The organism is Pseudomonas sp. JC1203 (assembly GCF_056175065.1).
In genome coordinates, this window is sequence record NZ_JBWCAM010000004.1 from 293,865 (window position 1) to 319,882 (window position 26,018).

Consider the following 26,018-nt stretch of genomic DNA (forward strand, 5'->3'; position numbering starts at 1 on the left):
ATGAGCCTGGCCCTGGAAAAACCGGCGCCGCTGGCGGACTACTCGCCCCTGCGGCGGCTGTGGAACCTGCTGTACCGCAAGCCCAACCTGTACCTGTCGTTGCTGCTGGTGCCGCCGCTGCTGTGGTTCGGCGCCATCTACCTGGGCTCGCTGCTGAACCTGTTGTGGCAAGGTTTCTACACCTTCGACGACTTCAGCATGACGGTCACCCCGGAGCTGACCCTGGCCAACTTCGCTGCGCTGTTCAACCCGGCGAATTTCGACATCATCCAGCGCACCCTGGTAATGGCCGTGGTGGTGTCGCTGGCCAGCGCCCTGGTGGCCTTCCCCATCGCCTACTACATGGCGCGCTACACCACGGGCAAGACCAAGGCGTTTTTCTATATCGCAGTGATGATGCCCATGTGGGCCAGCTACATCGTCAAGGCCTACGCCTGGACCCTGCTGCTGGCCAAGGGCGGCGTGGCCCAGTGGTTCGTCCAGCACCTGGGGCTGGCGCCCGTGCTGCAAGTGATCCTGAGCATTCCAGGCGTCGGTGGCAGCACCCTGTCCACCTCGCACCTGGGGCGTTTCCTGGTGTTCGTGTACATCTGGCTACCGTTCATGATCTTGCCCATTCAGGCCTCGCTGGAACGCCTGCCGCCGTCGCTGCTGCAGGCCTCTGCAGACCTGGGCGCCAAGCCACGGCAAACCTTCATGCAGGTGATTCTGCCGCTGTCGGTGCCCGGTATCGCTGCCGGTTCCATCTTCACCTTCTCGCTGACCCTGGGTGACTTCATCGTGCCGCAGCTGATCGGCCCGCCCGGCTACTTCATCGGCAGCATGGTCTACGCCCAGCAGGGCGCCATCGGCAACATGCCGATGGCCGCGGCGTTCACCCTGGTGCCCATCGTGCTGATCGCGGTGTACCTGTCCATCGTCAAACGCCTGGGGGCCTTCGATGCGCTCTGACAAACCTTCCATCGGGCTGCGCCTCGCCGCCTGGGGCGGGCTGGTGTTCCTGCACTTCCCGATCCTGATCATCTTCCTCTACGCCTTCAACACCGAAGACGCAGCCTTCAGCTTTCCGCCCCAGGGCTTCACCCTGAAGTGGTTCAGCGTGGCCTTCGCGCGCACCGATGTGGTGGAGTCGATCAAGCTGTCGCTGCAGGTGGCCTGCGTGGCCACGCTGATCGCCATCGTGCTGGGCACCCTGGCCTCGGCGGCGCTGTACCGGCGCAACTTCTTCGGCAAGGAAGGCATCTCGCTGATGCTGATACTGCCCATCGCCCTGCCCGGCATCATCACCGGTCTCGCCCTGCTGTCGGCGTTCAAGAGCCTGGGCATCGAGCCGGGGCTGATGACCATCGTCATCGGCCACGCCACCTTCTGCGTGGTGATCGTCTACAACAACGTCATCGCCCGCCTGCGCCGCACCTCCCACAGCCTGATCGAGGCGTCCATGGACCTGGGCGCCGACGGCTGGCAGACCTTCCGCTACATCATTCTGCCCAACCTGGGCTCGGCGTTGCTGGCCGGGGGCATGCTGGCATTCGCGCTGTCGTTCGACGAAATCATCGTCACCACCTTCACCGCCGGCCACGAGCGCACGCTGCCGATCTGGTTGCTCAACCAGCTCAGCCGCCCGCGCGACGTGCCGGTCACCAACGTGGTCGCCATGCTGGTGATGCTGGTGACCATGCTGCCGATCCTGGGCGCCTATTACCTGACACGCGGCGGCGAAAGCGTGGCCGGCAGTGGCGGCAAATAACACCTTCAAGGGGACAAGAACCATGCAAACCCAACTGCTGATCAACGGCCACTTCGTGCAGGGCGAAGGCCCGCTGCAAGCGGTGTTCAACCCGGCCCTGGGCCGCGTGCTGGTGGAGATTCACGAAGCCAGCGAAGCCCAGGTCGACGCTGCCGTGCGCGCCGCCGATGCCGCCTTCGACAGCTGGTCGCAGACCACACCGAAAGACCGTTCGCTGCTGCTGCTGAAACTGGCCGACGCCATCGAGGCCCACGGCGAAGAGCTGGCCAAGCTTGAGTCCGACAACTGCGGCAAGCCCTACAGCGCCGCGCTGAACGACGAGATCCCGGCCATCGCCGACGTGTTCCGCTTCTTCGCCGGGGCCACGCGCTGCATGAGCGGCTCGGCAGCGGGCGAGTACCTGCCGGGCCACACCTCGATGATTCGCCGCGACCCGGTGGGCGTCATCGCCTCCATCGCGCCGTGGAACTACCCGCTGATGATGGTGGCCTGGAAGATCGCCCCGGCGCTGGCGGCGGGCAACACCGTGGTGCTGAAACCTTCGGAGCAGACACCGCTGACCGCCCTGCGCCTGGCGCAGCTGGCCAACGAGATTTTCCCCGCCGGCGTGCTCAACCTGGTGTTCGGCCGCGGCCCTACCGTGGGCAGCCCGTTGGTCACGCACCCCAAGGTGCGCATGGTCTCGCTGACCGGCTCCATCGCCACCGGCGCCAACATCATTTCCAGCACCAGCGACAGCGTCAAACGCATGCACATGGAACTGGGCGGCAAGGCCCCGGTGATCATCTTCGACGACGCCGACATCGACGCCGCCGTGGAAGGCATCCGCACCTTCGGCTTCTACAACGCCGGGCAAGACTGCACCGCCGCCTGCCGCATCTACGCGCAGGCAGGTATTTACGAGCAGTTCGTGGAAAAACTGGGCGCTGCGGTCAGCAGCATCAAATATGGCCTGCAGGACGACCCCGACACCGAGCTGGGCCCGCTGATCACCGCCCAGCACCGCGACCGCGTGGCCGGTTTCGTCGAACGCGCGCTGGCGCAACCGCATATTCGCCTGGTCACCGGTGGCAAGGCGGTGGATGGCAACGGCTTCTTCTTCCAGCCCACGGTGCTGGCCGACGCCCAGCAGGATGACGAGATAGTGCGCCGTGAAGTCTTCGGCCCGGTGGTGTCGGTGACCCGTTTCGACGACGAAGCCCAGGTGCTGGGCTGGGCCAACGATTCCGACTACGGCCTGGCCTCGTCGGTGTGGACCCAGGACGTCGGCCGCGCCCACCGTTTGAGTGCGCGCCTGCAATACGGCTGCACCTGGGTAAACACGCACTTCATGCTGGTGAGCGAGATGCCCCATGGCGGGCAGAAGCTGTCGGGCTACGGCAAGGACATGTCGATGTATGGGCTAGAGGACTACACCACCGTGCGCCACGTCATGTTCAAACACTGAGCAAGCCTGGACGCGGCCTGGCGGCCGCTGCTACAGGTATTTCACACGTTACTACAACAACGACCTGGGGTGTGCCTGTGGGCACCACCCCCGGGCACCTGCAACCTGAATCTGCCGATTCCTTCGGAGCACACACATGAGCGTCACCCCTGACATGGCAAGCGTGGACCACGATGCCGAGCAGCTCAGGCAACTGGGCTACACCTCCAACTTCAACCGCAGCATGAGCCTGTGGGAAAACTTCGCCCTGGGCTTCACCTACCTGTCGCCCGTGGTGGGCGTGTACACCTTGTTCGGCCTGTGCCTGGCCGCCGGCGGCCCGCCGATGTTCTGGGCCTACCTGCTGGTGGGCTTCGGGCAAATGCTGGTGTGCCTGATATTCGGCGAAGTGGTGTCGCAGTTCCCGATTTCCGGTGGTGTCTACCCCTGGGCGCGCCGCCTGGTGGGCAAGCGCTGGGCGTGGATGGTGGGCTGGATCTACTCTATCGCCCTGTGCGTGACCATCGCCGCCGTGGCGGTGGGCGCCGGTCCCTACCTGGCGGTGATGCTGGGCTTCGAGCCGAGCAACAACACCAACATCGTCATCGCCTTGGTGCTGACCCTGTTCGCCACCCTGGTGAACCTCAGCGGCACCAAGATGCTCGCGCGCATCGCCATGTTCGGCTTCATCTGCGAGCTGGTCGGCGCGCTGATCGTCGGTATCTACCTGCTGATTTTCGAGCGCCACCAGCCGTTCAGCGTGCTGTGGAATACCTTCGACATCAGCGTCGACGGCTCTTACCTGCCGGCCTTCCTGACTGCCTCGCTGGCGGGGATGTTCCTGTACTACGGCTTCGAAGCCTGTGGCGACGTGGCCGAGGAAACCCCCAACCCCAGCAAGCGCATTCCGATTGCCATGCGCATGACCATTTACATTGGCGGCATCTCGGCGATGTTCGCCTGCCTGGCGCTGATCCTCGCGGTGCCAGACATGCAAGCCGTGATCAACGGCACCGACAAGGACCCGGTGACCACCGTGCTCAACAACGCCTTCGGCAGCGTCGGCTCACGGGTGATCATGGCGGTGGTAATGGTCTCGTTCATCTCCTGCGTGATCAGCCTGCAGGCTGCCGCCAGCCGCCTGCTGTACTCCTACGCCCGCGATGAGATGGTCATAGGCAGCGGCCTGCTCAAGCGCCTGTCGGCCACCACCCAGGTGCCGGTCAACGCGCTGTTCGTGGCCGGCGTGCTGCCGGCGCTGATCATCATTCTCGGCTTCTTCCTGCAGGATGCCGTGGCCACCATCGTCAGCTTTGCCGCCATCGGCATCTACCTGGCCTTCCAGATGATCGTGCTGGCTGCGCTCTATGCGCGCCTGCGCGGCTGGAAACCCAGTGGCCAGTTCAACCTGGGCCGTTGGGGCCTGCTGGTGAACGTCGGCGCGCTGGTGTACGGCATTGGCGCCATCATCAACATGGCCTGGCCACGCACGCCGGACGCCGCCTGGTACGTGAACTACGCCATGGTGGTGACCACCGCAGTGGTGATCGGCCTGGGCCTGCTGTACATGTGGCTGGCCAAGCCTTACGACCGCGGCAACGCACCGGCGGGCGATGCCTGGAAAATCGGCCGCTGAGCCCGTCCGGGTTCAGCTCAACTCGCGGGCCAGCAGGCGAAAGCAGCGTGATTCATCGTAGTAGTTGGCCAGGTCGCCGCGCCACTCGTGAATCACCTGCTGCAGCGCCTGCGCCACCCGCGGGCGCTGCACCGGGCGGTTGTAGGCCCGGGCGGCGTAAGGCAACAGGCGGCTGAGCTGCAACTTGCGCCAGTCGCTGCCATCGAAAATGCTGGCACTGAAATAGCCCGGTTGCCCCTGCCGCGCCGGCTTGCCAGCTTCCTGCTCGGACGCGCCTACATCACACCAATACAAGTAAATATCCCCACAGCCCCCGAAATGATGGTCGAACACCACGTGGCCGGTCACGGTAATTCGCGTTGGTCTTACCCTGGGCATCAAGCGTTTCCTCGCTGGTCTGGGTGAGTTGAGGGGGGATTATTGCGGGTGTGTCTGGGGGAATAACGAGGACGGATCTGGCGTTTTTGTAGGATTTTTCCGAAGCACGATTTCTCTACCCCAAAACCGCATTTCGCAAGGCAGAATTGCCAGTCATCAGTCATTTACGGGAAGGCAGACATGGACGATCAAAAGGTGATAGAGACCGAGTATTCCGTTTGGTCTCGGGATTTTTTTGACATTCTCGGACAGCTTCCTGCCGATTTTTTAGAAGACGGTCGAGATGACCCGCTTCCCCAAGATCGCGAGAATCTGATATTCGAGGAAGCAGTCCAATGAGCCCTGTAGGAGCTGGCTTGCCAACGAGCTTTTCGGGCCGCCAAAAACTCGCTGGCAAGCCAGCTCCCACAGGGCTTCCACAGTTGCCTGCCCAAGTTTTCTTGAACGCCATTTTGGTAGCCTTGCCCGCTCACTTTGCAGTGGGCGGCCACGAATCATCGATTTTTTACAGGTTTTTTTCCCTCTCCTTGCGAACCCCCCGCCCACTTTGTTATCTGTTATGAGTTGATTGCGTTTGGCCGAGGGCATGTCCAGACCTTTATCTCGATCCAGCCTGGCAGCCAGGAGGCGGCCCGGATTATTTGCAGACAGGTTTATTTATGCACCGTAGGCACCTTCTCAAGGCCTCGATGGCGCTCGCCGCCTATACCGGGCTGTCCGGCACCGGCCTGCTGGCCGCGCAGGCCATGGCGGCCACTGCCGATGGCGATGCCGAGCCGTTCAGTTTCGATCTGCTGCAGGCCCAGGCCCGGCAGCTGGCTACCCAGGGCTATACCGACCGCAAGCAAGTGTTGCCGCCGACCCTGGCAAACATGACGCCCCTGCAGTTCAACGCCATCCAGTACGACCCCAAGCACTCGCTGTGGTACGACAACAAGGGCCAGTTGGATGTGCAATTCTTCCACGTGGGCATGGGCTTCAAGCTGCCCGTGCGCATGTACAGCGTCGACACCGGCAAGCAGCAGGCGCGCGAGGTGCACTTCCACCCGCCGCTGTTCCGCTATGACAAAACCGGCGTGGACACCAAGCAGCTCAAGGGCGACCTGGGCTTCGCCGGTTTCCGCCTGTTCAAGGCGCCGGAGCTGGACAAGCACGACATCCTGTCCTTCCTGGGCGCCAGCTACTTCCGTGCGGTGGACTCCACCGGCCAGTACGGCCTGTCGGCCCGTGGCCTGGCGATCGACACCTACGCGAAGAAGCGCGAGGAGTTCCCTGACTTCACCAAGTTCTGGTTTGAAACCCCGGACAAGGAAAGCACGCGCTTCACCGTCTACGCCCTGCTGGAATCGCCCAGTGCCACCGGTGCCTACAAGTTCGACATCGATTGCCAGGCGCAGCAGGTGGTAATGGCCATCGACGCCCATGTGTTCGCCCGCACCGACATCGAACAGCTGGGCATCTCGGCCATGACCAGCATGTTCAGCTGCGGCACCCAGGAACGTCGCATGTGCGACACCATCCACCCGCAAATCCACGACTCCGACCGCCTGGCAATGTGGCGCGGCAACGGCGAGTGGATCTGCCGCCCGCTGAACAACCCGGCCACCCTGCAGTTCAACGCCTTCGCCGACAACAACCCCAAGGGCTTCGGCCTGGTGCAGACCGACCACGAGTTCAGCAGCTACGAAGATACCGTCGACGGTTACGACAAGCGCCCGAGCCTGTGGGTGGAACCGACCACCAATTGGGGCGAGGGCTCGGTGAGCCTGATGGAGATCCCGACCACGGGCGAGACCCTGGACAACATCGTCGCGTTCTGGACGCCCAAGCAGCCGGTCAAGGCCGGTGACGCGCTGAACTTCGGCTACAAGCTGTACTGGAGCGCCCTGCCGCCAGTGGGCACGCCGCTGGCGCGGGTGCATGCCACACGTTCCGGCATGGGTGGCTTCACCGAGGGCTGGGCCCCCGGCGAGCACTACCCGGAAGTGTGGGCGCGGCGTTTTGCCGTGGACTTCAAGGGCGGCGGCCTGGACCGGCTGCCCGAAGGCACCGGCATCGAGCCGGTGGTGACGGTGTCCAGCGGCAAGGTGCAGGACTTCAACATCCTTGCCCTGCCGGACAAGGGCTACCGCGTGACGTTCGACTGGTACCCCACCAGCGACAGCGTCGACCCGGTGGAGATGCGCCTGTTCATCCGCACCCAGGACCGTACGTTGAGCGAAACCTGGCTGTACCAGTACTTCCCGCCGGCGCCGGACAAACGCAAGTACACGTAATGCGGTGCCTGTGACGCGGCCTGCGGCCGCTGCTACAGGCCGCGCGAAAAAGGGCTCCGCGTCGTATCAGATACTACGCGGTGGTCCTTTCGCCGCTCCCGCAGGGAGCAATGTAGCAGCGGCCACAGGCCGCGTCCCGGGCCACTCAGTCGCGCAGGTCGGACTCGTGTATCGGCTGGTCGCGGTGGGTGGCGCGCTGGTACTGCGCCGGCCACGTCGCCTGGCGGCCGCCCAGGTCGTCATCGGCGTGCAACGGCCAGTACGGATCACGCAGCAGCTCACGCGCCAGCAGGATGATGTCCGCCTGGCAGGTGCGCAGGATGTGCTCGGCCTGCGCCGGTTCGGTAATCATGCCCACGGTGCCGGTGGCAATCCCCGACTCCTTGCGCACCCGCTCGGCAAACCGCGTCTGATAACCCGGGCCGGTAGGAATCTCGGCGTTCGCCGCAGTACCGCCCGATGACACATCGATCAAGTCCGCGCCCAACGCCTTCAAGCGCTTGGCCAACTCCACGGTCTCGTCGGGGTTCCAGCCATCTTCCACCCAGTCGGTCGCCGACACCCGCACGAACACTGGCAATTCGTCCGGCCACACCGTGCGGATCGCCTCGGTGACCTGCAAGGTCAGGCGGATGCGGTTCTCGAACGACCCGCCGTAGCTGTCCTGGCGCTGGTTGCTGATGGGTGACAGGAACTGGTGCAGCAGGTAACCGTGCGCCGCATGCACCTCAACCACCTTGAAGTTGGCTTTCAGCGCGCGCCGGGCGGCGTCGACGAAGGCCAGGATCACTTCCTGGATCTGCCCTTCGTCGAGGGCCGTGGGCGCGGTATGGCGCGGGTCGAAGGCTATTTTCGACGGCCCCACCGGCACCCAGCCGCCCTCGCTCACAGGAATGCTGCCGGCCTTGCCCAGCCACGGCCGCCAGGTGCTGGCCTTGCGCCCGGCGTGGGCCAGCTGGATGCCCGGCACGGCGCCCTGAGAGGTAATGAAACGAGTGATGCGTTGCAGCGGCTCGATCTGTTCGTCGTTCCACAGGCCCAGGTCTTCGGGGGTGATGCGCCCGTCGGCCGTCACGGCAGTGGCTTCGGTGAACACCAGGCCGGCACCGCCCACGGCGCGGCTGCCCAGGTGCACCAGGTGCCAGTCGTTCGCCAGGCCATCGACACTGGAGTACTGGCACATGGGCGACACGGCGATGCGGTTGGGCAGGGTCAGTTGACGCAGAGTATAAGGTTCGAGCAGCAGGCTCATGGGGCACCTCTCAAGGCAGGGGGTCGGGCGCAGACAATGTCTAGAGCCTAGTCGACAACGCCGCCTTGAGCAGGGTTCAGCTGTTTCTCAGCGTGGCTCCATGTGTGCGATCAGCAATTGCACGGTTTCCTGGCCACGGAATTCGTTGACGTCGAGCTTGTACGCCAGCTCCACCCAACGCACGGTGGGGTTGGGCCACACCTCGCGGTCGATGCCGAACGCAATGCCGTCCAGGCGCACCGAACCGCATTCACTCTTGAGCACCACTTTCAGGTGGCGCTCGCCTACCACCCGCTGCTCGGCCAGCTGGAACACGCCATGGAACAGCGGCTCGGGGAAGTGCTGGCCCCAGGGGCCGGCGTTGCGCAGGGCGCGGGCCAGCTCCAGGTGGAACTCTTCCACGGCCAGACTGCCGTCGGTGAGCAGGCGGCCAGTGAGGTCGTCTTCCTGCAGTTGGCGTCGCACTTCTTCGTCGAAGGCCTGGGCAAAGGCCGGGAAGTTGGCTTCCGGCAGCGACAGGCCGGCGGCCATGGCGTGGCCGCCGAACTTGCTGATCAGTTGCGGGTGGCGCGCAGCCACCGCGTCCAGGGCATCACGAATGTGGAAGCCCGGCACCGAGCGCGCCGAGCCCTTGAGCATGCCCTCGCCGGCGTCGGCAAAGGCAATGGTGGGCCGGTGGTAACGCTCTTTCAGGCGCGAGGCGAGGATGCCGATCACGCCCTGGTGCCAGTCGGCGTCGAACAGGCACAAGCCGAACGGCATGGATTCAACCGGCAGGTCCTTGAGCTGCGCCAGCGCTTCACGCTGCATGCCCTGCTCGATGGACTTGCGGTCCTGGTTCAGCTCGTCCAGCTGCGCCGCCATGGCCTGGGCCAGGGCGGTGTCGTCGCTGAGCAGGCATTCAATACCCAGGCTCATGTCGTCCAGGCGGCCAGCGGCGTTCAGGCGCGGGCCTAGGATAAAGCCAAGGTCGGTGGAGGTGATACGCCGATGATCACGCTTGGCCACTTCCAGAATCGCCTTCAACCCTGGGCGCGCACGGCCGGCGCGGATGCGCTCCAGGCCCTGGTGCACCAGGATGCGGTTGTTGGCGTCCAGCGGCACCACGTCGGCGACACTGCCCAGCGCCACCAAATCCAGCAGCTCGCCGATGTTGGGCTGCGGCTTGCTGTCGTAGTGGCCCAGGGTGCGCAGGCGCGCACGCAGGGCCATCAGCACGTAGAAAATCACCCCGACCCCCGCCAGCGATTTGCTGGGGAACTCGCAACCCGGCTGGTTGGGGTTGACGATGGCGTCGGCGGCCGGCAGCTCGTGGCCGGGCAAGTGGTGGTCGGTGACCAGCACCTTCAGGCCCGCGGCCTTGGCAGCAGCCACGCCTTCGACGCTGGAGATGCCGTTGTCCACGGTCACCAGCAGGTCGGGTTGGCGTTGCAGGGCCACGGCGACGATTTCCGGCGTCAGACCGTAGCCATATTCAAAACGGTTGGGCACCAGGTAATCGACATGGGCCGCGCCCAACAGGCGCAGGCCCAGCACGCCGACGCTGCTGGCGGTGGCGCCGTCGGCGTCGAAATCGCCGACGATGAGGATGCGCTGGCGGCTGGCCAGCGCTTCTACCAACAGGTCTACCGCCGCGTCGATGCCCTTTAGCTGCTGGAACGGAATCAACCGCGCCAGGCTCTTGTCCAGTTCAGCCGCCGACAACACGCCCCGCGCCGCGTACAGCCGGGTCAGCAGGGGCGGCAAGTCGCCGAGGAAGGGCAGGATGGCAGGCAGTTGACGCGGTTCGATACGCATGGGGCTTCTTTATCAGTGGGGCATGGTCAGGAAAAAGGCGTGGCGGCTCAGCCGCGTTCGCCCAGCAGCCACTCCAGTTGCACTTCGTGCTGGCCGCGGTCGTCGGTGACGAAGATGGTGCCTTCGCTGATCATCACGTCCCACTTGATGACGCGGGGCATGTCCTTGGCCAGGGTTTCCAGCACTTCCTGTGGCACCGCGGCGATGTTGACGTTTTTCAGGTTCTTCACCGCGTCCACCACCTTGGTCTGCCACACGCGCAGGCTGCCGTAGGCCAGCAGGCTGGTGCGCTCGGTGCGGCGTGAGCACCAGGTAAGGCGGTCGGCGTCGGGCTGGCCCACTTCAATCCAATGCAGCACGCGGTCATCCAGGCTCTTTTCCCACAGCGCCGGTTCGTCGACATCCGACAGCCCACGGCCAAAGCCCAAGTGTTCGTTGTACCAGAAGGCGTAGGCCAGCAGGCGCACGGTCATGCGCTCTTCGGTTTCCGAAGGGTGACGGGCGATGGTCTGCTTGACGCTTTCGTAGACCCCACGGTCAAGGTCGGTCAGATTGAGTTCGAATTTGTAGGTCGTGGAGGGCTGGGCCATGAAGGGGGCTTCTTGCTACGAGGAAAAGTCGCACAGTCTAACCGATCATGGCCTAATCAACTAAGACCGATGGCCGACAACCTTGCCAAGCAGGCGCAGACCTGTGTTATCTACACATTCAGCTGTTTCGGAGCCCGCATCATGGAAGGTCGCCGCCGATTGACGTTGCTGTTGCTGTACCTGGGAGTGCCGCTGGTCGCCCAGGCTGGGGAGCCATTGACCTGGCTGGTGCGCGATTTGCCGCCCCTGACCATCGAAAGCGGCCCCCGCGAAGGCCAAGGGGCCGTGGACCGCATGTTGCCGCTACTGATGCAGGCATTGCCGCAGTACGAGCACAGCGTGGTGCGGGTCAACCGCGCCCGCGCCTCGCAAATGCTTCAGGAACCGGCGCTGAGCTGCGACCCCACGCTGCTGTGGACCGCCGAGCGCAGCCAGTCGGTGGCGTACTCCATCCCCGTGCTGGCCAGCCAGACCAACGGCCTGATCATCCGCCGCCAGGACCGCCATGGTTTCACCACCTTCGTCCACCACGGCGAGTTGGACCTGCCGGCCGTGCTGGCCAGCCCCAACATCAAGATCGGCCGCGTGGCCGAGCGCAGCTATGGCATGGCCATCGACACCATGCTGGCGGCTGCCCCCCTGGGCGCAGTCAACGCCCACCACGGCAACGATGCGGTGGCCAGCCTGTTGCAGATGCAGCAGCACGGGCGCCTGGACGGCGTGCTGGGCTACTGGCCTGAAGCGTTGTACATGGCCGCCCAGGAGCAGATCGGTAATGATGACCTGGTGTTCCTGCCGGTGCGCGGCGTGCCACGCTACCAACCGGTGTACGTGGGCTGCACGAACACACCGGCGGGCAAGGCGGTGGTGGAGCGCTTGAACCGGGTGCTGGTGGGGTTGCGCACCACGACGTTGCCGGGGTTCTACGCCGATTGGCTGGATACCGCTAGCCGCGCGGATTACCTGCGCGACTCCCGGCGGTTCTTCGATGAGTCGGCGCGCGCCAGCCCCTGAATCGCGGGCAAAAAGAAACCCCGGGCAGTGGGGAAGCTACCCGGGGTCAAACATGGCCTACGTGGGCCAATACGACAGGTGACTGACACCGGAGCACAATGTCAGCCCCCCTGCCCTTACAGGATCGGAACGCACCTGCGCGGGAAGGTTCCCTAACCCATCGAAGCACTTGCACCGGGAACCACTGCCGCCTGCGCCAAGGCTGCCAGCATGCACGGCTGCAATCGCCCTTCGGCCACCATCAGGTCGCGGTGCAAACCATCGACCACGTCGGTGAGCGCATGCTTGTCGGCGAACTGCCGGCGGTTGAAGCGTCGATCCAGCACCAGAGCGCCGGTCGAATCGCGCAATATCACCCGGCATTCAAGCGGGCCGCCCACATCAACCACGTCCACGTGGTAGGGCGTCAGTGCTTCAGTCAGCAACTCGTTGATATTTTCCATTCGATCACCACTCAGTTGTTCGAAATCAAGGTGTCTATCAATGACCCGTCGACAGTGCAAAAAGTTCTAAAAACGGCTCCGACGGGGAGTTAACCTGCCGTTTCAGCTTGCCCGTCGAATATGACAGTTGGAATGTGCAAAAAGCCAGCCCCCACGTGAATGTGCCAGACTCCACGCCTGGAACCTCGAACGCGCCCGGAGCCCTACCGTGAACCGCCCTTCTCACTCACCGCTGCGCATCCTGGTGGCCGATGACCACCCGATTTTCCGCATCGGCCTGCGCGCCGCGCTGCAACAGGACCCGGACCTTGTGGTGGTGGGCGAGGCCAGCAGCCCGTCGGAGCTTACCCAGTGGCTGGAAGAGGGCCAGTGCGACCTGCTGATCACTGACTTCATGATGCCCGCCGAGCACCAGAACGATGGCCTGCGCCTGCTGGAGACCATTCGTCGGCATTGGCCGGACCTGCCCATTCTGGTGGTGACCATGCTCAACAACGCAGGCTTGTTCCGCTCCATGCTGGGCCTGGGGGTAAAAGGCCTGCTGGGCAAGGCCAGCCTGGTCAGCGAACTGCCCATCGCCATCGCCCAGGTGCGGCGCAACAAGGTGTTCATTGCCGATTCGGTCAGCCAGGCGTTGTTGCAGGAGGGCGAAGTGCGCCCGGACCGCATGTTCGAGCGCGAAGCCCTGTCACCGCGCGAGATCGAGGTAACCAGGCTGTTGGCGGGCGGCCTGTCGGTGGGCGAGATCGCCGCGCAGCTCAACCGCAGCAAGCAGACGGTCAGCGCCCAGAAGGTCAGTGCCATGCGCAAGCTGGGGGTGGCCAACGATGCCGCCCTGTTCATTTACCTGCAGGAACACGGCCTGACCTGAGCCGCGTTCAGGCTTGGCAGGGCTGGCCGTGCTGTGCGGGCCAATGGCTGAGGTCGCGCGTGGCCATCCAGTCGCCCAGCGCCTCCTGCGGCATGGCCCGGGCCACGTACGCACCTTGCAGCGCCGGTTGCCCCAAGGCCTGCAGGGCATGGAAATCGTCGGCGTTTTCCACGCCTTCCACCACCACCCCCAGGCCCATGCGCCGGGCCATGATCAAAGCGCCAGCCACCACCGCCGCCTTGCGACCGTCCTCGGCCATGCCACGCACGAACTGGCTGGGAATTTTCAGCTCCGAGAACGGCAGGTCCAACAGCCGCTGGATGTTCGACTCACCGGTGCCGAAGTCATCGATGGCCAGCTGGCAACCCAGCATGCGCAGGCGCAACAGGGCCTCCACCTCCAGGCCGTTGGCTGGCCCCTGGCGGCTTTCGCGCATTTCCAGGGTCAGCACCGTGGCCGGCAGTTGCACCTTCTGGAGCAGCACCTGGAGCTGGGCGGTGAAACCAGCTGCCTCGATAATGCCCGGAGCGATGTTGACGGCTACCGGCAGCGCTTCACCGCTGCTGTCGCGCACCGAAGCGCTGAGCTGCAACGCCGCCTCCAGCACGTGCCAGGTAAGCTGCGGCAACAGGCCCGCGTAGCTGACCAGCGGCAGGAAGCTTGCCGGCGACAGCAGCCCCAGCGCCGGATGCTGCCAGCGCACCAGCGCCTCGACACCCAGCAGACGGCCGTCGATGGCGACTTTGGGCTGGAACCACACCTGCCACTGCTGGCGCAGCTGCGGCAGGCGTTCCAGCGTCAGCTCGTCCAGGCCCACCAGCTCGTTGACCTCCACCAGCGGTATGGCGGATGGCCCTGCGCCTTCGCGGCGCTCATAACGCTGCAGCAAGTCGTGCAGCACGGCGGGTGCAGCCGGTTTTTCCAGCACGCCGAGCACGTGCAACCCCAGGTGCCGGGCCAGTTGGCCGACGCTGTCGAGCACGCCGCGTTCCAGGCTCGACAGGATGATCAGCGCCTGTGCCTGGCGGTGGCGCGCCAGGTGGCGGATCAGTTGCAGGCCGTCGCCTTCCTCCAGCTGCAGGTCGCAGATGGCGATGTCGACAGGGCCGCGGTTTTCCAGTGATTGAAGCGCGGCATCGACACTTTCGGCCGTCAGGACATCGAAGACCCCGCTGGCGTTGAGCATTTGATGCACCGCCATGAGTTGGAAGGGGCTGTCTTCGAGAACCAGAACTTTCAGTGCGTGCATGTGCATACCTCCGAATCACGCCCGCGTAGTCAGGGGCGCTTGATGCACACTCTAGAGAGCGGGCCGGGGTCGACACATAGGACAAGTCCTAAACTTTGTAGGATATTTCCGAAAGTTGTTTCTCGATGTCCAGGCTCAGCGCTTGCAGGCGCTCGCGCAGGGTTGCCCATTGCTGCGCCAGCCCACTGCCCTCACGGGCCTTGGCGCTGCTGTCGAGCTCGGCGCAGGCCATGGCCATCGGTGCTGCGTCGATCAGGCAGGCCACGCCCTTGAGCCGATGCAGGGCGGCGCGCATCGGCGCCCAGTCCGCCGTGGCCACCGCGGCCTCCAGCACCTGGGTTTCCTGGGCGATATTGCTGCGCAGCTCGTCCAGCATCTTTTTCATCACGGCATTATCGGCCAGGGTCATGCGCCGCAGCGTGGCCATGTCGAAGGCCGGGGGCGCTGCCAGGCCGGCCAGCAGCTGGCCCAACTGCTCAAGGCCGATGGGCTTGACCAGCAATTGGTCCATGCCCGCCAGCCGGCAACGTTCGGCCTCGCCATCGGAGGCGTTGGCGCTGCTGCCGATAATGGGCGTGCGCGGCCGCGACCCTTGCGCCTCGGCCGCGCGGATGGCACGGGCCAGGTCATAGCCGCTCATGCCCGGCATATTGCAGTCGCTGATGATGACGTCGGGGGCTTGGGCCTGCCATACCGCCAGCGCCTGTTCGGCGCTGCTGACGGCCTGTACCTGATGGCCGAAGAAACTCACCTGCTGGGTCAGCACCAGGCGGTTGGCGGCCATGTCATCCACCACCAATACCTGCAGCGCTCTGCCGGCCTGCAGTTGGCTGGAAGAGGCCGGGCTGTCGGCCACTGCAGCAATGCGCGGCAGGTCCAGGTTCAAGGTTACCCGCGTCCCCTGCCCCGGTACGCTGGCCAGGCGAATATCACCGCCCATCAGGCCCACCAGTTGCTTGCAGATGCTCAGCCCCAGGCCGGTGCCGCGCACTTCCTGCCCGGAAGTTGCGCCCACCTGCACGAACGGCTTGAACAAACGGGCCTGCTGCGCGGCGTCCATGCCGACACCGGTGTCGGTAACCTCGATGCACAAGCCGCCCTGCTCGCCTGGCCGTACGTCGAGGGCCACGTGGCCCTGATGGGTGAACTTCAGGGCGTTGCCGAGCAGGTTGTGAACCACCTGGCGCAGGCGCAGCGGGTCAAACCAGTAAGTGCCGTCCAGCCCGGCGGCCAACGTCAGTTCCAGGCGCAGGCCTTTCTGCTGCGCCTGGGCGCTGAACAGCTGCACGATGGTGGCGAAAAACGGCCGCAGCTCGGTGGCCTCGGGCGCCAGTTGCAGGCTGCCCGCCTCGATTTTCGCCAGGTCCAGGCTGTCACCGATCAGCGCAATCAGGTCGCGGGCCGACTGGTAGGCCACGTCCAGCGCCTGTGAAGGCTGGGCACCACGCAGGCGGGTGGTCTCGCGCTCCAGTTCCAGCAGGCCGATGATCGCCGCCATGGGGGTGCGGATCTCGTGGCTCATGGTGGCCAGGAACGCGCTCTTGGCCTGGCTGGCCTGTTCGGCCACCTGGCGTGCGTGCACCAGTTCGGCTTCCAGGCGCTTGCGCTCGCTGATGTCTATCCAGCCGCCGAGCATGCCCTGCAACTGACCGTCGGCGCGGTAGAACGGCACCATCCATTGCCAGGCATCCACCGGGTGGCCCTTGAGTTCGATCTGGCGGTCGGCGAAGCGCGGCTGCTGGTCCTGCAGCAGCGCCAGGTAGTCGGCGTGCAGTTGCTCGGCCTTGTCGGCGGCAATCAGCGACACTTCGGGCAGCAGCGTGCCGCGCACCAGCTCCAGTCGGGTGGAGAACACGTCCTCGTAGCTTTTGTTGCAGGACACCATGCGCCCCTGCAAGTCGCGGACGTAGATGGGGTTGGGGATGCCGTCGAGCAGCGCGCGCTGGAACGCCAGCTGGTCGTTCAAGGCCTCCTCGGCCTGCTCACGCTGCTGGATCTGCGCCTTCAGGCGGCTGTTCCACATCAGCGACACCAGGCCGAACAGCACTGCGGCCGCCAGCGCCCACCACACCCACGGGGCGATGCGTTGCCAGGCCGGCGCCGGGCCGTCCACGGCGCCCAGCCACTTGATGCGCACCGCACGCAACTCCGGCACCGGGTAGGCTTCCAGGGATTTGTTGAGGATGCTCAGCAGCAACGGCTCGTCCAGGCGCACTGCGAAACGGTCGGCGGCCCACAGGCCGTCGACGCTGCGGCCTACCTTCAATTCGCCCGGCGGGTAGCGCCCCACCGAGCGCCAGGCGCTGACTTCGCTGTCCAGGGTGGCGTCGGCCTCCCCCCGGCGCACCAGGTCACGGGCCTGGTCAAAGGTGTCCACCAGGCGCAGGCGGATGTTGGGGTATTCGTCACGCAGGCTGCTTTCCAGCGCATGCTGGCGTGGCAGGGCAAGCACCCGGCCGGCGAGGTCGTCCAGCGACGCCACCGATGGCCCATTGCCGCGCACCACGAATACCCAGCCCTGCCCGCCGAAGGAATGGGAAAAACCGAGGAAGGCCTTGCGCTCGGCGTTCTCCGACAACGTGGTGTTCATGTCGGCGCGGCCGTTTTTCAATGCCTGCAGGCTCTCGGAGATCGAAGCCGAGGGCACGAAGTCGAACTGCAGGCCGCTCATGGAGGAGATGGTCGCCAGCACGTCGCGGTTGAGCCCCACCCAGTTGCCTTGGCGGTCGCGGTACAGGTAGGGCGGGTAGTCACTGGCCGCCACCCGCACCCTGGGGTGGGCTTGCAGCCAGGCGTGCTCTTCGGCGCTGAGCGCCACCCTCGGCTGGCCGATGTCGGAGCCCAGGCCGGCGGTCCAGCGCCCGAGGATTTCCCGGCGCAGCGACTCGTCGATACTGGCCAGGGCACGGTCCAGCAAGCCCAGCAGCACCGGGTCGCTATTGCGTACGGCAAAGGCAAAGCCGGCGTCGGGCAGGCTGACCTCGCCGGCTATGTGCAGGCCCATGAACGGCCGCAACGCACTGTAGGCACGCACCACGACCTCGTTGCCGATGAAGGCCTGCACGTCGCCTTGGGCCACCGCCTCCAGGCCGCTGGCCAGGCTGGGGGCGACCACTATCTCGCTGTGCGGGTAGGCCGCATGCAGCGCGTCGAGGTCGAGGTAGCCGTCGAGCACGGCAATCCTCGAACCCGCCACGGCAAAGGGCCCGGCCAGGTTCTCGCGCTGCACCAGCACCGCATCGTCGGGCATGTAGGCGCGGGTGAACGCCAGTGCCGGGCGCTTGCGCTCGTAGCCGTTGGCGCTGGTGAGAATGTCTATTTCGCCGGCCTCCAGGGCCTCCACGGCTTCCTCACGGCGGGCAAAGCCGTGGATCTGCAGCGGCTGGTCGAGACGGCTGGCGATGAGGTTGAGGTAGTCGGCGCTGATGCCGCGGTAGCGGTTGCGGTCGACGGTGATGTCCACCGGCTCGTGGTCGGTGATGGAGACGCCCACACGCAGCACCGCGTGGCGGGCCAGCCACTGCTGGTCACGCGCCGGCAGGGGCAGCGGCTCAAGCCGGGTGAACGCCGGCATCAGCGTGAACGGCAGGCTCTGCGCGCCCTGCACCTGGCCGCAGGTGGCCAGGCACAGCAACACCAACCAGGCCGCCAGCCAGCGTTTCAGCGCGTGGAGTTTGTGCTTCATGCCGTGTCATGGCCCCTTGGGGAATCGAAACCCAAGTGTGACACGCGCAAAGAATAAAGCCCGTCGAGCGACGGGCTTTATGTGTTGCAGGGCTATTCAGCGTAGCACTGGCTTACAGCGGTTTGCCGCGGTTGCCGTGCTGGCTGACGAAGGCCTGGACGGCTTTCAGGTCGTTTGGCAGCACCGTGCACTTCTCTTCACGGCTGAACAGGTCGGTAAGGTGTGCTGGCAATTCCAACGCCTTGCCGACACCGGCCTTGACCACCGCGTCCGGGAATTTGACCGGGTGCGCGGTGCCCAGCACCACCATCGGGATGTCCAGGCTGCGGCGGCATTCGCGCGCGGCCTTGACGCCGATGGCGGTGTGGGGGTCCAGCACCTCGCCGGTCTGGGCGAAGACTTCGGCGATGGTCTCGCAGGTGGCTTCGTCGCTGACCGCCAGCGAGTCGAACAGCTTGCGGGCTTCGGTCCAGCGCTCTTGCTCGACGCTGAAGCCGCCACCCTGCTTGAAGGTGTCCATCAATTCGGCGACGGCGGCGCCGTTGCGACCGTGCAGGTCGAACAGCAGGCGTTCGAAGTTCGACGACACCATGATGTCCATGGACGGTGACAGGGTCGCGTGCAGGGTCTCCTTGGCGTACTGGTTGCCGCTCATGAAGCGGTGCAGGATGTCGTTGCGGTTGGTGGCGACGATCAGCTGGTTGACCGGCAGGCCCATGTTGCGGGCCAGGTAGCCGGCGAAGATGTCGCCGAAGTTGCCGGTAGGCACCGAGAACGACACCGAACGCGCCGGGCCGCCCAGCTGCAGGGCTGCGTGGAAGTAGTAGACGATCTGGGCCATGATGCGCGCCCAGTTGATCGAGTTCACGGCCACCAGGCGCGTGCCTTTCAGGAAGCCCTGGTCAGCGAAGCTGTTCTTGACCATTTCCTGGCAGTCGTCGAAGTTGCCTTCGATGGCGATGTTGTGGATGTTGTCGCCAAACAGCGTGGTCATCTGCCGGCGCTGCACTTCCGACACGCGCTGGTGCGGGTGCAGGATGAAGATGTCGACGTTTTCGCAGTGCTTGCAGCCTTCGATGGCGGCCGAGCCGGTGTCACCGCTGGTGGCGCCGATGATCACCACGCGCTCGCCACGCTTGGCCAGGGTGTAGTCCAGCAGGCGGCCCAGCAGTTGCAGGGCGAAGTCCTTGAAGGCCAGGGTGGGGCCGTGGAACAGCTCCAGCACCCACTCGTTGCCGTTCAGCTGGCGCAGCGGCGCCACGGCGTTGTGGGCGAAGGCCCCGTAGGTTTCCTCGAGGATTTTCTTGAAGTCGGCGTCCGGAATGCTGCCGGTGACGAACGGGCGCATGATGCGGAAGGCCAGTTCGTGATACGGCAGGCCGGCCCACGAGGCGATTTCTTCAACGGTGAAGCGTGGCAGGTTTTCCGGCACGTACAGGCCGCCGTCACTGGCCAGGCCAGCCAGCAGCACGTCTTCGAAGTTCAGGGCCGGGGCTTTGCCGCGAGTACTGATATAACGCATGGTTGCAAACCTTTGGTTCTGACCGCCAGCCCCCGCAGGGCTGGCGGCTACTGATTAGTTGAGGTGCTCGACGCGGATGCGCACAACCGGGCTGACCACGCCTTCCAGGCCTTCGAGGGCCTTGATGGCGTCGTTCATGCGCTGTTCCTGCACGCGGTGGGTCAGGAGGATCATCGGCACGCGGCCGTCCTGCTCCTCGACTTCCTTCTGCATGATCGATTCGATGTTGATGCCGCGCTCCGACAGGATGCTGGCAACCTGGGCCAGCACGCCCGGGTGGTCCTTGGCGTGGATGCGCAGGTAGTAGGCGGTCTCGCACTGCTCGATCGGCAGGATCGGGTGGGCCGACAGCGAATCGGGCTGGAAGGCCAGGTGCGGCACGCGGTTTTCCGGGTCGGAAGTCATGGCACGCACCACGTCCACCAGGTCTGCCACCACGGACGAAGCGGTAGGCTCCATGCCGGCGCCAGCGCCGTAGAACAGGGTGGAACCGGCGGCATCACCGTTGACCATCACGGCGTTCATCACGCCATTGACGTTGGCGATCAGGCGGTCGGCCGGGATCAGCGTCGGGTGCACGCGCAGCTCGATGCCGGCGGCAGTGCTGCGCGCCACGCCCAGGTGCTTGATGCGGTAGCCCAGCGCTTCGGCGTAGTTGACGTCGGCGGTGGTCAGCTGGGTGATGCCTTCGGTGTAGGCCTTGTCGAACTGCAGCGGAATACCAAAGGCAATGGACGCCAGGATGGTCAGCTTGTGCGCCGCGTCGATGCCTTCCACGTCGAAGGTCGGGTCGGCTTCGGCGTAACCCAGGGCCTGCGCCTCGGCCAGCACGTCTTCGAAGGTACGGCCCTTCTCGCGCATTTCGGTGAGGATGAAGTTGCCCGTGCCGTTGATGATGCCGGCCACCCAGTTGATGCGGTTGGCGGACAGGCCTTCACGAATGGCCTTGATCACCGGGATACCACCGGCCACGGCAGCTTCGAAGGCGACGATGACGCCCTTCTCGCGCGCCTTGGCGAAGATCTCGTTGCCGTGCACGGCGATCAGCGCCTTGTTGGCGGTGACCACGTGCTTGCCGTTCTCAATGGCCTTGAGCACCAGCTCGCGGGCCACGGTGTAACCGCCGATCAGCTCGATGACGATGTCGATGTCGGGGTTGGTGGCCACGGCAAAGACATCGTTGGTAATGGGGGTACCGGTAATCTGGCAATTCGGGTTCTGCGAACGCATGGCAATCTGGGCCACTTCGATTCCACGCCCGGCACGGCGGGCAATCTCCTCGGCGTTGCGCTGAAGTACGTTGAAGGTGCCGCCACCGACGGTACCTAACCCACAGATGCCTACTTTGACCGGTTTCACTCTGAACTCCCCATAAAACGGCCGACACAGGGTCGGCCGTGACAAACCGCCGCACACCCGTGCGGCTTGGTAAATTACGGCCTGGCGGGCATTCCCGTCAGGCCTTGATCTTGGATGACACGAAGGCGGCGCCCATCAGCCCTTGGCGCCCAGGGCCAGCTTGGCCACTTGCGGGGCCGGCTGGTAGCCAGGAATCATCTGGCCATCTTCAAGAATGATGGCCGGCGTGCCGTTGACACCGATCGACTGGCCCATGGCGAACTGCTTGCTCACCGGGTTGGCGCACTTGGCCGGGGTGTCGACGTTCTTGCCGTTGATCAGCTTGGTCAGCGAGTCCTGGCGGTCCTTGGAGCACCACACGGCCTGCAGCTGCTCGTCACCTGGCGAACCCAGGCCCTGGCGCGGGAAGGCCAGGTAGCGCACTTCGATGCCCATCTTGTTCAACGCCGGCACCTCTTCGTGCAGCTTGTGGCAGTACGGGCAGGTGGTGTCGGTGAACACGGTGATGTGCGACTTGGTCTCGCCCACGGCCGGGAACACTACCATTTCGTTGGCAGGGATGGCGTTGATGGTCTTGGCCACGCCCTGGCGCTCGGTGATTTCGGTGAGGTTGACCGGCTTGCCGTCCTGCACCTGGAACAGGTAGCCCTGCATCACGAACTTGCCGTCGGCGCTGGCGTACAGCACGCGGCTGCCCTGCAGCTTCACTTCGTACAGGCCGTTGAGCGGGCTGGCGGCGATGCTTTCCACCGGGGTGTCGAGCTGCAGCGTGGCGAGGGTCTTGCGGATGGCCTGTTCGGCCTTGTCGTCGGCCAGGGCCACGGTGCTGAGCAGCGCAAGGGCGGCGGCAGCGAGAATTCGGGTCACGCGCATGGGAACTCCTGAGGCAGCGGACGAAGGGGCCAATCGTGCTGGGTCGGCTGTCCGGAAACAGCCGGCATTCGATGCCCGCTTTGGTAACCGCCCAAGCCTACCACATTCACGGACTCTGTCCGAATGACACGGCAACAAGAGATGTGCGGTGATCGCCTCAGCCGCGCGGGTGATGACGGGCGTGCAGGTCCTGCAGGCGGGCGCGGGCGACATGGGTGTAGATCTGCGTGGTGGACAGGTCGCTGTGGCCCAGCAGCATCTGCACCACGCGCAGGTCGGCGCCGTGGTTGAGCAGGTGCGTGGCGAAGGCGTGGCGCAGGGTGTGCGGCGACAGCGACTTGCCGATGCCGGCCACGCTGGCCTGGTGCTTGATGCGGTGCCAGAAGGTCTGGCGGGTCATCTGCTCGCCGCGCTGGCTGGGGAACAGCACATCGCTGGGGCGCCCGCCCAGCAGGTCGTTGCGGCCGTCGCGCAGGTAGCGCTCCACCCACACCACGGCCTCTTCACCCATGGGCACCAGGCGCTCCTTGCTGCCCTTGCCCATCACCCGCAGCACGCCCTGGCGCAGGTTGACCTGGCCCAGGGTCAGGCTCACCAGTTCAGTCACGCGCAGGCCGCACGCGTACAGCACTTCGAGCATGGCGCGGTCGCGCTGGCCGATGGGCTCGCTGAGGTCCGGGGCCTTGAGCAAGGCCTCCACGTCGGCTTCCGACAAGGATTTAGGCAACGGCTTGCCCAGCTGGGGCATCTCGACCTGCAGGGTCGGGTCCACGGCAATCAGCTTTTCACGCAGCAGGTAGCGATAAAAGCCACGCACGCCAGAGAGGAATCGCGCTGTGGAACGCGGCTTGTAGGCCTGGTCCACGCGCCAGGCCAGGTGGTCGAGGATCAGCTCGCGGCCCGCCTGGGGCAACTGCACGCCTTTTTCCTGCAACCAGCCGTTGAACAGGGTGAGGTCGCTGCGGTAGGAGTCGCGGCTGTTGTCCGACAGGCCTTTTTCCAGCCACAGGGCGTCGAGGTACTGGTCAATGAGGGGGTGATCTACAGCGGGCATCTGCGCAAACCGGGCGATTGAAAGCCGCAGTCTACCTCACAGGCCCGGCAATACCGGCACCGGACGCTTGTCATCGTCGATGGCGACGAAGCTGAACACGCCTTCGATGGCTTTTTCGCGGCCATCACAGCTCATGCTTTCGACGAACACTTCCACCAGCACCTTGAGGCTCGTATTGCCGACCTTCACCACGGTGCCTACCAGTTCGACGATGCTGCCGGCAGGAATGGGATGGTTGAAGTCGATACGGTCGGTGGACACGGTCACCAGCGGCAGGCGGCAGAAGCGCGTGGCGGTGATGAACGACACCTCGTCCATCCAGGCCAGGGCGGTGCCACCGAACAGGGTGTTGTGGTGGTTGGTGGTGGGCGGGAACACCGCCTTGGTGACGCGGCTGACCGAGAGGTCGGTGCGGCGCTGGATTTCGAGGTCGCGTGGGGTCATGAAGGTCTATCGCCAGGGTGTCGTAAATGTGGGAGCTGGCTTGCCAGCGAGCTTTTCAGCCTTAAAAAGCTCGCTGGCAAGCCAGCTCCCACAAGGGCGGGCATAAATCGCGAGCACAAAAAAGCAGCCCGGAGGCTCCGGGGTGGGTTACTGGGGGGGCGGTGGGCCCCCGCCCCCTGCACCCCAAAAAACCCCCCCCCCCCCCCCCCCGCTCCCACAAGGGCGGGCATAAATCGCGAGCACAAAAAAGCAGCCCGGAGGCTGCTTTCTTCTTGCATCGGTAAAACGGCTATTAAGCCAGTTTTTCCTTGATGCGAGCTGCTTTACCCGACAGGTCGCGCAGGTAGTACAGCTTGGCTTTACGCACGTCACCACGACGTTTCACGGCCATGCTGTCGATCTGCGGGCTGTAGGTCTGGAAAGTACGCTCTACGCCAACGCCGTTGGAGATTTTACGAACAGTGAAAGCACTGTTCACACCACGGTTACGCTTGGCGATAACAACGCCTTCGAACGCCTGCAGACGAGCGCGATCGCCTTCCTTCACTTTCACCTGAACGACGATGGTGTCGCCCGGGGCAAAGGCCGGGATTTCTTTGGTCATCTGCTCGGCTTCGAGTTGCAGAATGATTTTGTTGGTCATGCTGTGCTCCTAAGGTAAATCTTTGTGATCTACCATCGATACGTTAACTATCGTCCCGCTCACGGAGATACTCCGTCAGCAGCTTCTTCTCTTCTCCAGAAAGCGAGCGTCTTTCCAGAAGATCGGCACGTCGTTCGTAGGTCCGCCCAAGGGACTGCTGCAAACGCCAGCGCCGGATGTGTGCATGATTGCCACTAAGCAATACGTCGGGAACACGCTGATCCGCATACACCTCCGGTCGGGTGTAGTGCGGGCAATCCAGCAGACCATCCGTGAAGGAATCTTCCTCCGCGGAGTCCGCATGCCCTAAAGCTCCGGGCAGCAGTCGCGTAACCGCATCGATCAGGACCATCGCCGGCAGCTCACCGCCAGACAGTACATAGTCACCAATCGACCACTCTTCATCGACATGAGCCTGAATAAACCGCTCGTCAATGCCTTCATAGCGCCCTGCGATCAGAATCAGCGATTCCGATTCAGCCAGTTCGCGTACCCCCTGCTGAGTCAGCTGGCGGCCTTGCGGCGACAGGTAAATGACCTTCGCCGACTCCCCCGCTGCGTTCCTGGCCTCGGCCAGCGCATCTTCCAGGGGCTTGATCTTCATTACCATCCCCGGACCACCGCCAAACGGCCGATCATCCACCGTATGGTGACGATCTGTGGTGTAGTCCCGCGGATTCCAACAGGTAAGTTGCAACAACCCCTGTTTCACCGCGCGGCTGGTAATGCCGTACTCGCTGATGGCCGAAAACATCTCGGGGAACAGACTGATCACTTCTACGCGCAGGCTGGCCATTGCCTAGAAGTCCGCATCCCAATCAACCTTCATTTCGCCTGCGGCCAGGTCGACAGCCAACACACACTGCTCCGTATAGGGCAGCAAGCGTTCACGATCATCCAGGCTGCCAGCGCAAGGCTTGACCACCATCACATCATTCGAACCGGTCTCCAGCAGGTGATCGATCTTCCCGAGCAGTTGCCCGAGTTGGTCGATGACATTCAGACCTTCCAGCTGGTACCAGTAGTACTCGCCGTCGTCCAAATCCGGAAACAGATCACGTGGCACGCAGATCTCGTAACCGGACAGAAGCTGGGCTTCGTCGCGATCATCAAGACCCTTGAGCTTCGTGACCAGGAACTTGCTCTGCAAGCGCCCGCTGACCAGCTCTACCTGCTTGTCCACGCTGCCTGCGCGCTTGAGCGTCCAGGTTTTGTAGTCCAACAGGTTGTCAATCGGATCAGTAAAGGAGTAAACCTTCACTTCGCCACGAACGCCGTGAACCGAGAAAATCTTGCCGATAACGATCAAATCATCAGCAGTAGCTGGCGTCGTGTTCATATTGCTCAGGCCGCAGCCTTGGCAGCTTCCTTCAGCAACTGAGCAACGCGCTCAGAAGGCTGTGCACCAACGCTCAACCAGTGGTTGACGCGCTCTTGGTTCACGGACAGGCGGATTTCCTGGCCACGAGCCACTGGGTTGAAGAAGCCAACGTGCTCTTTGTGCGAGCCGTCACGCGGGTTGCGCGAGTCGGTCACGGTCAGTTGGTAGAATGGGCGCTTTTTAGAGCCGCCACGGGCAAGACGGATGGTTAGCATTGAACATCGTTCCTGTAGTCGGTGCTGCAAATCATAATGCACAGCGGGCACACGGGTGCCCGAAAGGCCGCATATTCTCAAGGAATATCCGGACTTTTGCAAATGCCTTTTTCCGGCGCCAACTGCACGCCTGATTGATTTGCCTTATATGGCCACCCTC

General features: G+C 64.3%; 24 protein-coding genes. 8 read left to right on the forward strand and 16 right to left on the reverse strand.

Annotated elements, in window-relative coordinates; all coding sequences use genetic code 11:
- From AC0SZ7_RS08810 to AC0SZ7_RS08825, 4 genes are all read left to right on the forward strand, one after another.
- The gene (locus AC0SZ7_RS08810) at positions 1–951 is read left to right on the forward strand and encodes an ABC transporter permease (RefSeq protein WP_475504028.1); all 951 of its coding nucleotides are present in this window, start codon (positions 1–3) and stop codon (positions 949–951) included.
- Complete coding sequence (locus AC0SZ7_RS08815; RefSeq protein ID WP_475504029.1) at positions 941–1,750, forward strand: ABC transporter permease; 810 nt, start codon at positions 941–943, stop codon at positions 1,748–1,750. Before AC0SZ7_RS08810 ends, AC0SZ7_RS08815 begins: the two co-directional genes overlap by 11 nt.
- Positions 1,751–1,772: 22 nt before the next feature.
- The gene (locus tag AC0SZ7_RS08820) at positions 1,773–3,197 is read left to right on the forward strand and encodes a gamma-aminobutyraldehyde dehydrogenase (protein WP_475504030.1); all 1,425 of its coding nucleotides are present in this window, start codon (positions 1,773–1,775) and stop codon (positions 3,195–3,197) included.
- Positions 3,198–3,333: 136 nt separating this feature from the next.
- Positions 3,334–4,812 carry an APC family permease gene (locus tag AC0SZ7_RS08825; protein WP_475504031.1) on the forward strand — a complete coding sequence of 493 codons (1,479 nt, stop codon included), beginning with the start codon at positions 3,334–3,336 and terminating at the stop codon, positions 4,810–4,812.
- Between the two features lie 12 nt (positions 4,813–4,824).
- On the opposite strand, the gene AC0SZ7_RS08830 is transcribed toward AC0SZ7_RS08825, so the two are convergent.
- Complete coding sequence (locus AC0SZ7_RS08830; RefSeq protein WP_475504032.1) at positions 4,825–5,190, reverse strand: hypothetical protein; 366 nt, start codon at positions 5,188–5,190, stop codon at positions 4,825–4,827.
- Between the two features lie 180 nt (positions 5,191–5,370).
- Between AC0SZ7_RS08830 and AC0SZ7_RS08835 the strand changes: the two genes are divergently transcribed.
- On the forward strand, positions 5,371–5,529 hold the full coding sequence (locus AC0SZ7_RS08835) for an AbrB/MazE/SpoVT family DNA-binding domain-containing protein (protein ID WP_475504033.1): 159 nt from the start codon (positions 5,371–5,373) through the stop codon (positions 5,527–5,529).
- Positions 5,530–5,849: 320 nt separating this feature from the next.
- Positions 5,850–7,466 carry a glucan biosynthesis protein D gene (locus tag AC0SZ7_RS08840; protein ID WP_475504034.1) on the forward strand — a complete coding sequence of 539 codons (1,617 nt, stop codon included), beginning with the start codon at positions 5,850–5,852 and terminating at the stop codon, positions 7,464–7,466.
- A 145-nt stretch (positions 7,467–7,611) separates the two neighbouring features.
- On the opposite strand, the gene AC0SZ7_RS08845 is transcribed toward AC0SZ7_RS08840, so the two are convergent.
- The 3 genes from AC0SZ7_RS08845 to AC0SZ7_RS08855 form a co-directional block, all read right to left on the reverse strand.
- On the reverse strand, positions 7,612–8,718 hold the full coding sequence (locus tag AC0SZ7_RS08845; protein ID WP_475504035.1) for an NADH:flavin oxidoreductase/NADH oxidase: 1,107 nt from the start codon (positions 8,716–8,718) through the stop codon (positions 7,612–7,614).
- 87 nt (positions 8,719–8,805) lie between these two features.
- Complete coding sequence (gene recJ, locus AC0SZ7_RS08850; protein WP_475504036.1) at positions 8,806–10,515, reverse strand: single-stranded-DNA-specific exonuclease RecJ; 1,710 nt, start codon at positions 10,513–10,515, stop codon at positions 8,806–8,808.
- Between the two features lie 47 nt (positions 10,516–10,562).
- Positions 10,563–11,105 (reverse strand): YaeQ family protein, encoded by a 543-nt coding sequence (locus AC0SZ7_RS08855; RefSeq protein ID WP_475504037.1) that lies wholly within the window; start codon positions 11,103–11,105, stop codon positions 10,563–10,565.
- A 141-nt stretch (positions 11,106–11,246) separates the two neighbouring features.
- On the opposite strand from AC0SZ7_RS08855, the gene AC0SZ7_RS08860 reads away from it, so the two are divergent.
- On the forward strand, positions 11,247–12,119 hold the full coding sequence (locus tag AC0SZ7_RS08860; protein ID WP_475504038.1) for a TIGR02285 family protein: 873 nt from the start codon (positions 11,247–11,249) through the stop codon (positions 12,117–12,119).
- Between the two features lie 152 nt (positions 12,120–12,271).
- Here the strand turns inward: AC0SZ7_RS08860 and AC0SZ7_RS08865 are convergent, their stop codons facing one another.
- Positions 12,272–12,562 carry a DUF3509 domain-containing protein gene (locus AC0SZ7_RS08865; protein WP_475504039.1) on the reverse strand — a complete coding sequence of 97 codons (291 nt, stop codon included), beginning with the start codon at positions 12,560–12,562 and terminating at the stop codon, positions 12,272–12,274.
- A 208-nt stretch (positions 12,563–12,770) separates the two neighbouring features.
- Here AC0SZ7_RS08865 and AC0SZ7_RS08870 point away from each other — a divergent pair, with 208 nt between their 5' ends.
- A complete protein-coding gene (locus AC0SZ7_RS08870; RefSeq protein ID WP_475504040.1) occupies positions 12,771–13,433 on the forward strand; it encodes a response regulator in 663 nt (220 codons plus the stop codon).
- A 7-nt stretch (positions 13,434–13,440) separates the two neighbouring features.
- Here the strand turns inward: AC0SZ7_RS08870 and AC0SZ7_RS08875 are convergent, their stop codons facing one another.
- The 11 genes from AC0SZ7_RS08875 to rpsP all read right to left on the reverse strand — a co-directional run bounded on the left by AC0SZ7_RS08875 (position 13,441) and on the right by rpsP (position 25,858).
- Positions 13,441–14,682, reverse strand: coding sequence for an EAL domain-containing response regulator (locus AC0SZ7_RS08875; RefSeq protein WP_475504041.1), 1,242 nt, complete (start codon positions 14,680–14,682; stop codon positions 13,441–13,443).
- Positions 14,683–14,770: 88 nt separating this feature from the next.
- Positions 14,771–18,367, reverse strand: a complete 3,597-nt coding sequence (locus tag AC0SZ7_RS08880) for an ATP-binding protein (protein WP_475504042.1) — start codon at positions 18,365–18,367, stop codon at positions 14,771–14,773.
- A gap of 112 nt (positions 18,368–18,479) precedes the next feature.
- Positions 18,480–19,889: a threonine synthase gene (thrC, locus tag AC0SZ7_RS08885; RefSeq protein ID WP_475504043.1), complete on the reverse strand. Its 1,410-nt coding sequence runs from the start codon at positions 19,887–19,889 to the stop codon at positions 18,480–18,482.
- A gap of 54 nt (positions 19,890–19,943) precedes the next feature.
- Positions 19,944–21,248, reverse strand: a complete 1,305-nt coding sequence (locus AC0SZ7_RS08890) for a homoserine dehydrogenase (RefSeq protein ID WP_475504044.1) — start codon at positions 21,246–21,248, stop codon at positions 19,944–19,946.
- Positions 21,249–21,383: 135 nt separating this feature from the next.
- On the reverse strand, positions 21,384–22,121 hold the full coding sequence (gene dsbC, locus AC0SZ7_RS08895; RefSeq protein ID WP_475504045.1) for a bifunctional protein-disulfide isomerase/oxidoreductase DsbC: 738 nt from the start codon (positions 22,119–22,121) through the stop codon (positions 21,384–21,386).
- Positions 22,122–22,278: 157 nt separating this feature from the next.
- On the reverse strand, positions 22,279–23,175 hold the full coding sequence (gene xerD / locus AC0SZ7_RS08900; protein WP_475504046.1) for a site-specific tyrosine recombinase XerD: 897 nt from the start codon (positions 23,173–23,175) through the stop codon (positions 22,279–22,281).
- A gap of 36 nt (positions 23,176–23,211) precedes the next feature.
- A complete protein-coding gene (locus tag AC0SZ7_RS08905; protein WP_475504047.1) occupies positions 23,212–23,619 on the reverse strand; it encodes an acyl-CoA thioesterase in 408 nt (135 codons plus the stop codon).
- 292 nt (positions 23,620–23,911) lie between these two features.
- Positions 23,912–24,262, reverse strand: coding sequence for a 50S ribosomal protein L19 (gene rplS / locus AC0SZ7_RS08910; protein ID WP_027978895.1), 351 nt, complete (start codon positions 24,260–24,262; stop codon positions 23,912–23,914).
- A 43-nt stretch (positions 24,263–24,305) separates the two neighbouring features.
- On the reverse strand, positions 24,306–25,058 hold the full coding sequence (trmD, locus tag AC0SZ7_RS08915) for a tRNA (guanosine(37)-N1)-methyltransferase TrmD (RefSeq protein ID WP_027978896.1): 753 nt from the start codon (positions 25,056–25,058) through the stop codon (positions 24,306–24,308).
- 3 nt (positions 25,059–25,061) lie between these two features.
- Complete coding sequence (rimM, locus tag AC0SZ7_RS08920; protein ID WP_416422769.1) at positions 25,062–25,601, reverse strand: ribosome maturation factor RimM; 540 nt, start codon at positions 25,599–25,601, stop codon at positions 25,062–25,064.
- Between the two features lie 5 nt (positions 25,602–25,606).
- Entirely contained in the window at positions 25,607–25,858 is a 252-nt protein-coding gene (rpsP, locus tag AC0SZ7_RS08925) for a 30S ribosomal protein S16 (protein WP_008366201.1), read from the reverse strand.
- Positions 25,859–26,018: the final 160 nt, after the last annotated feature.

Coding starts and splice junctions, on each gene's coding strand:
- AC0SZ7_RS08880 (WP_475504042.1), bottom strand. CDS start 18,367: ATGAAGCACAAACTCCACGCGCTGAAACGCTGGCTGGCGGCCTGGTTG.
- AC0SZ7_RS08875 (WP_475504041.1), bottom strand. CDS start 14,682: ATGCACGCACTGAAAGTTCTGGTTCTCGAAGACAGCCCCTTCCAACTC.
- rplS (WP_027978895.1), bottom strand. CDS start 24,262: ATGACCAACAAAATCATTCTGCAACTCGAAGCCGAGCAGATGACCAAA.
- AC0SZ7_RS08830 (WP_475504032.1), bottom strand. CDS start 5,190: ATGCCCAGGGTAAGACCAACGCGAATTACCGTGACCGGCCACGTGGTG.
- trmD (WP_027978896.1), bottom strand. CDS start 25,058: ATGGCCAGCCTGCGCGTAGAAGTGATCAGTCTGTTCCCCGAGATGTTT.
- xerD (WP_475504046.1), bottom strand. CDS start 23,175: ATGCCCGCTGTAGATCACCCCCTCATTGACCAGTACCTCGACGCCCTG.
- AC0SZ7_RS08865 (WP_475504039.1), bottom strand. CDS start 12,562: ATGGAAAATATCAACGAGTTGCTGACTGAAGCACTGACGCCCTACCAC.
- rpsP (WP_008366201.1), bottom strand. CDS start 25,858: ATGCTAACCATCCGTCTTGCCCGTGGCGGCTCTAAAAAGCGCCCATTC.
- rimM (WP_416422769.1), bottom strand. CDS start 25,601: ATGAACACGACGCCAGCTACTGCTGATGATTTGATCGTTATCGGCAAG.
- AC0SZ7_RS08815 (WP_475504029.1), top strand. CDS start 941: ATGCGCTCTGACAAACCTTCCATCGGGCTGCGCCTCGCCGCCTGGGGC.
- thrC (WP_475504043.1), bottom strand. CDS start 19,889: ATGCGTTATATCAGTACTCGCGGCAAAGCCCCGGCCCTGAACTTCGAA.
- AC0SZ7_RS08820 (WP_475504030.1), top strand. CDS start 1,773: ATGCAAACCCAACTGCTGATCAACGGCCACTTCGTGCAGGGCGAAGGC.
- AC0SZ7_RS08905 (WP_475504047.1), bottom strand. CDS start 23,619: ATGACCCCACGCGACCTCGAAATCCAGCGCCGCACCGACCTCTCGGTC.
- AC0SZ7_RS08845 (WP_475504035.1), bottom strand. CDS start 8,718: ATGAGCCTGCTGCTCGAACCTTATACTCTGCGTCAACTGACCCTGCCC.
- AC0SZ7_RS08825 (WP_475504031.1), top strand. CDS start 3,334: ATGAGCGTCACCCCTGACATGGCAAGCGTGGACCACGATGCCGAGCAG.
- recJ (WP_475504036.1), bottom strand. CDS start 10,515: ATGCGTATCGAACCGCGTCAACTGCCTGCCATCCTGCCCTTCCTCGGC.
- AC0SZ7_RS08810 (WP_475504028.1), top strand. CDS start 1: ATGAGCCTGGCCCTGGAAAAACCGGCGCCGCTGGCGGACTACTCGCCC.
- dsbC (WP_475504045.1), bottom strand. CDS start 22,121: ATGCGCGTGACCCGAATTCTCGCTGCCGCCGCCCTTGCGCTGCTCAGC.
- AC0SZ7_RS08860 (WP_475504038.1), top strand. CDS start 11,247: ATGGAAGGTCGCCGCCGATTGACGTTGCTGTTGCTGTACCTGGGAGTG.
- AC0SZ7_RS08840 (WP_475504034.1), top strand. CDS start 5,850: ATGCACCGTAGGCACCTTCTCAAGGCCTCGATGGCGCTCGCCGCCTAT.
- AC0SZ7_RS08855 (WP_475504037.1), bottom strand. CDS start 11,105: ATGGCCCAGCCCTCCACGACCTACAAATTCGAACTCAATCTGACCGAC.
- AC0SZ7_RS08835 (WP_475504033.1), top strand. CDS start 5,371: ATGGACGATCAAAAGGTGATAGAGACCGAGTATTCCGTTTGGTCTCGG.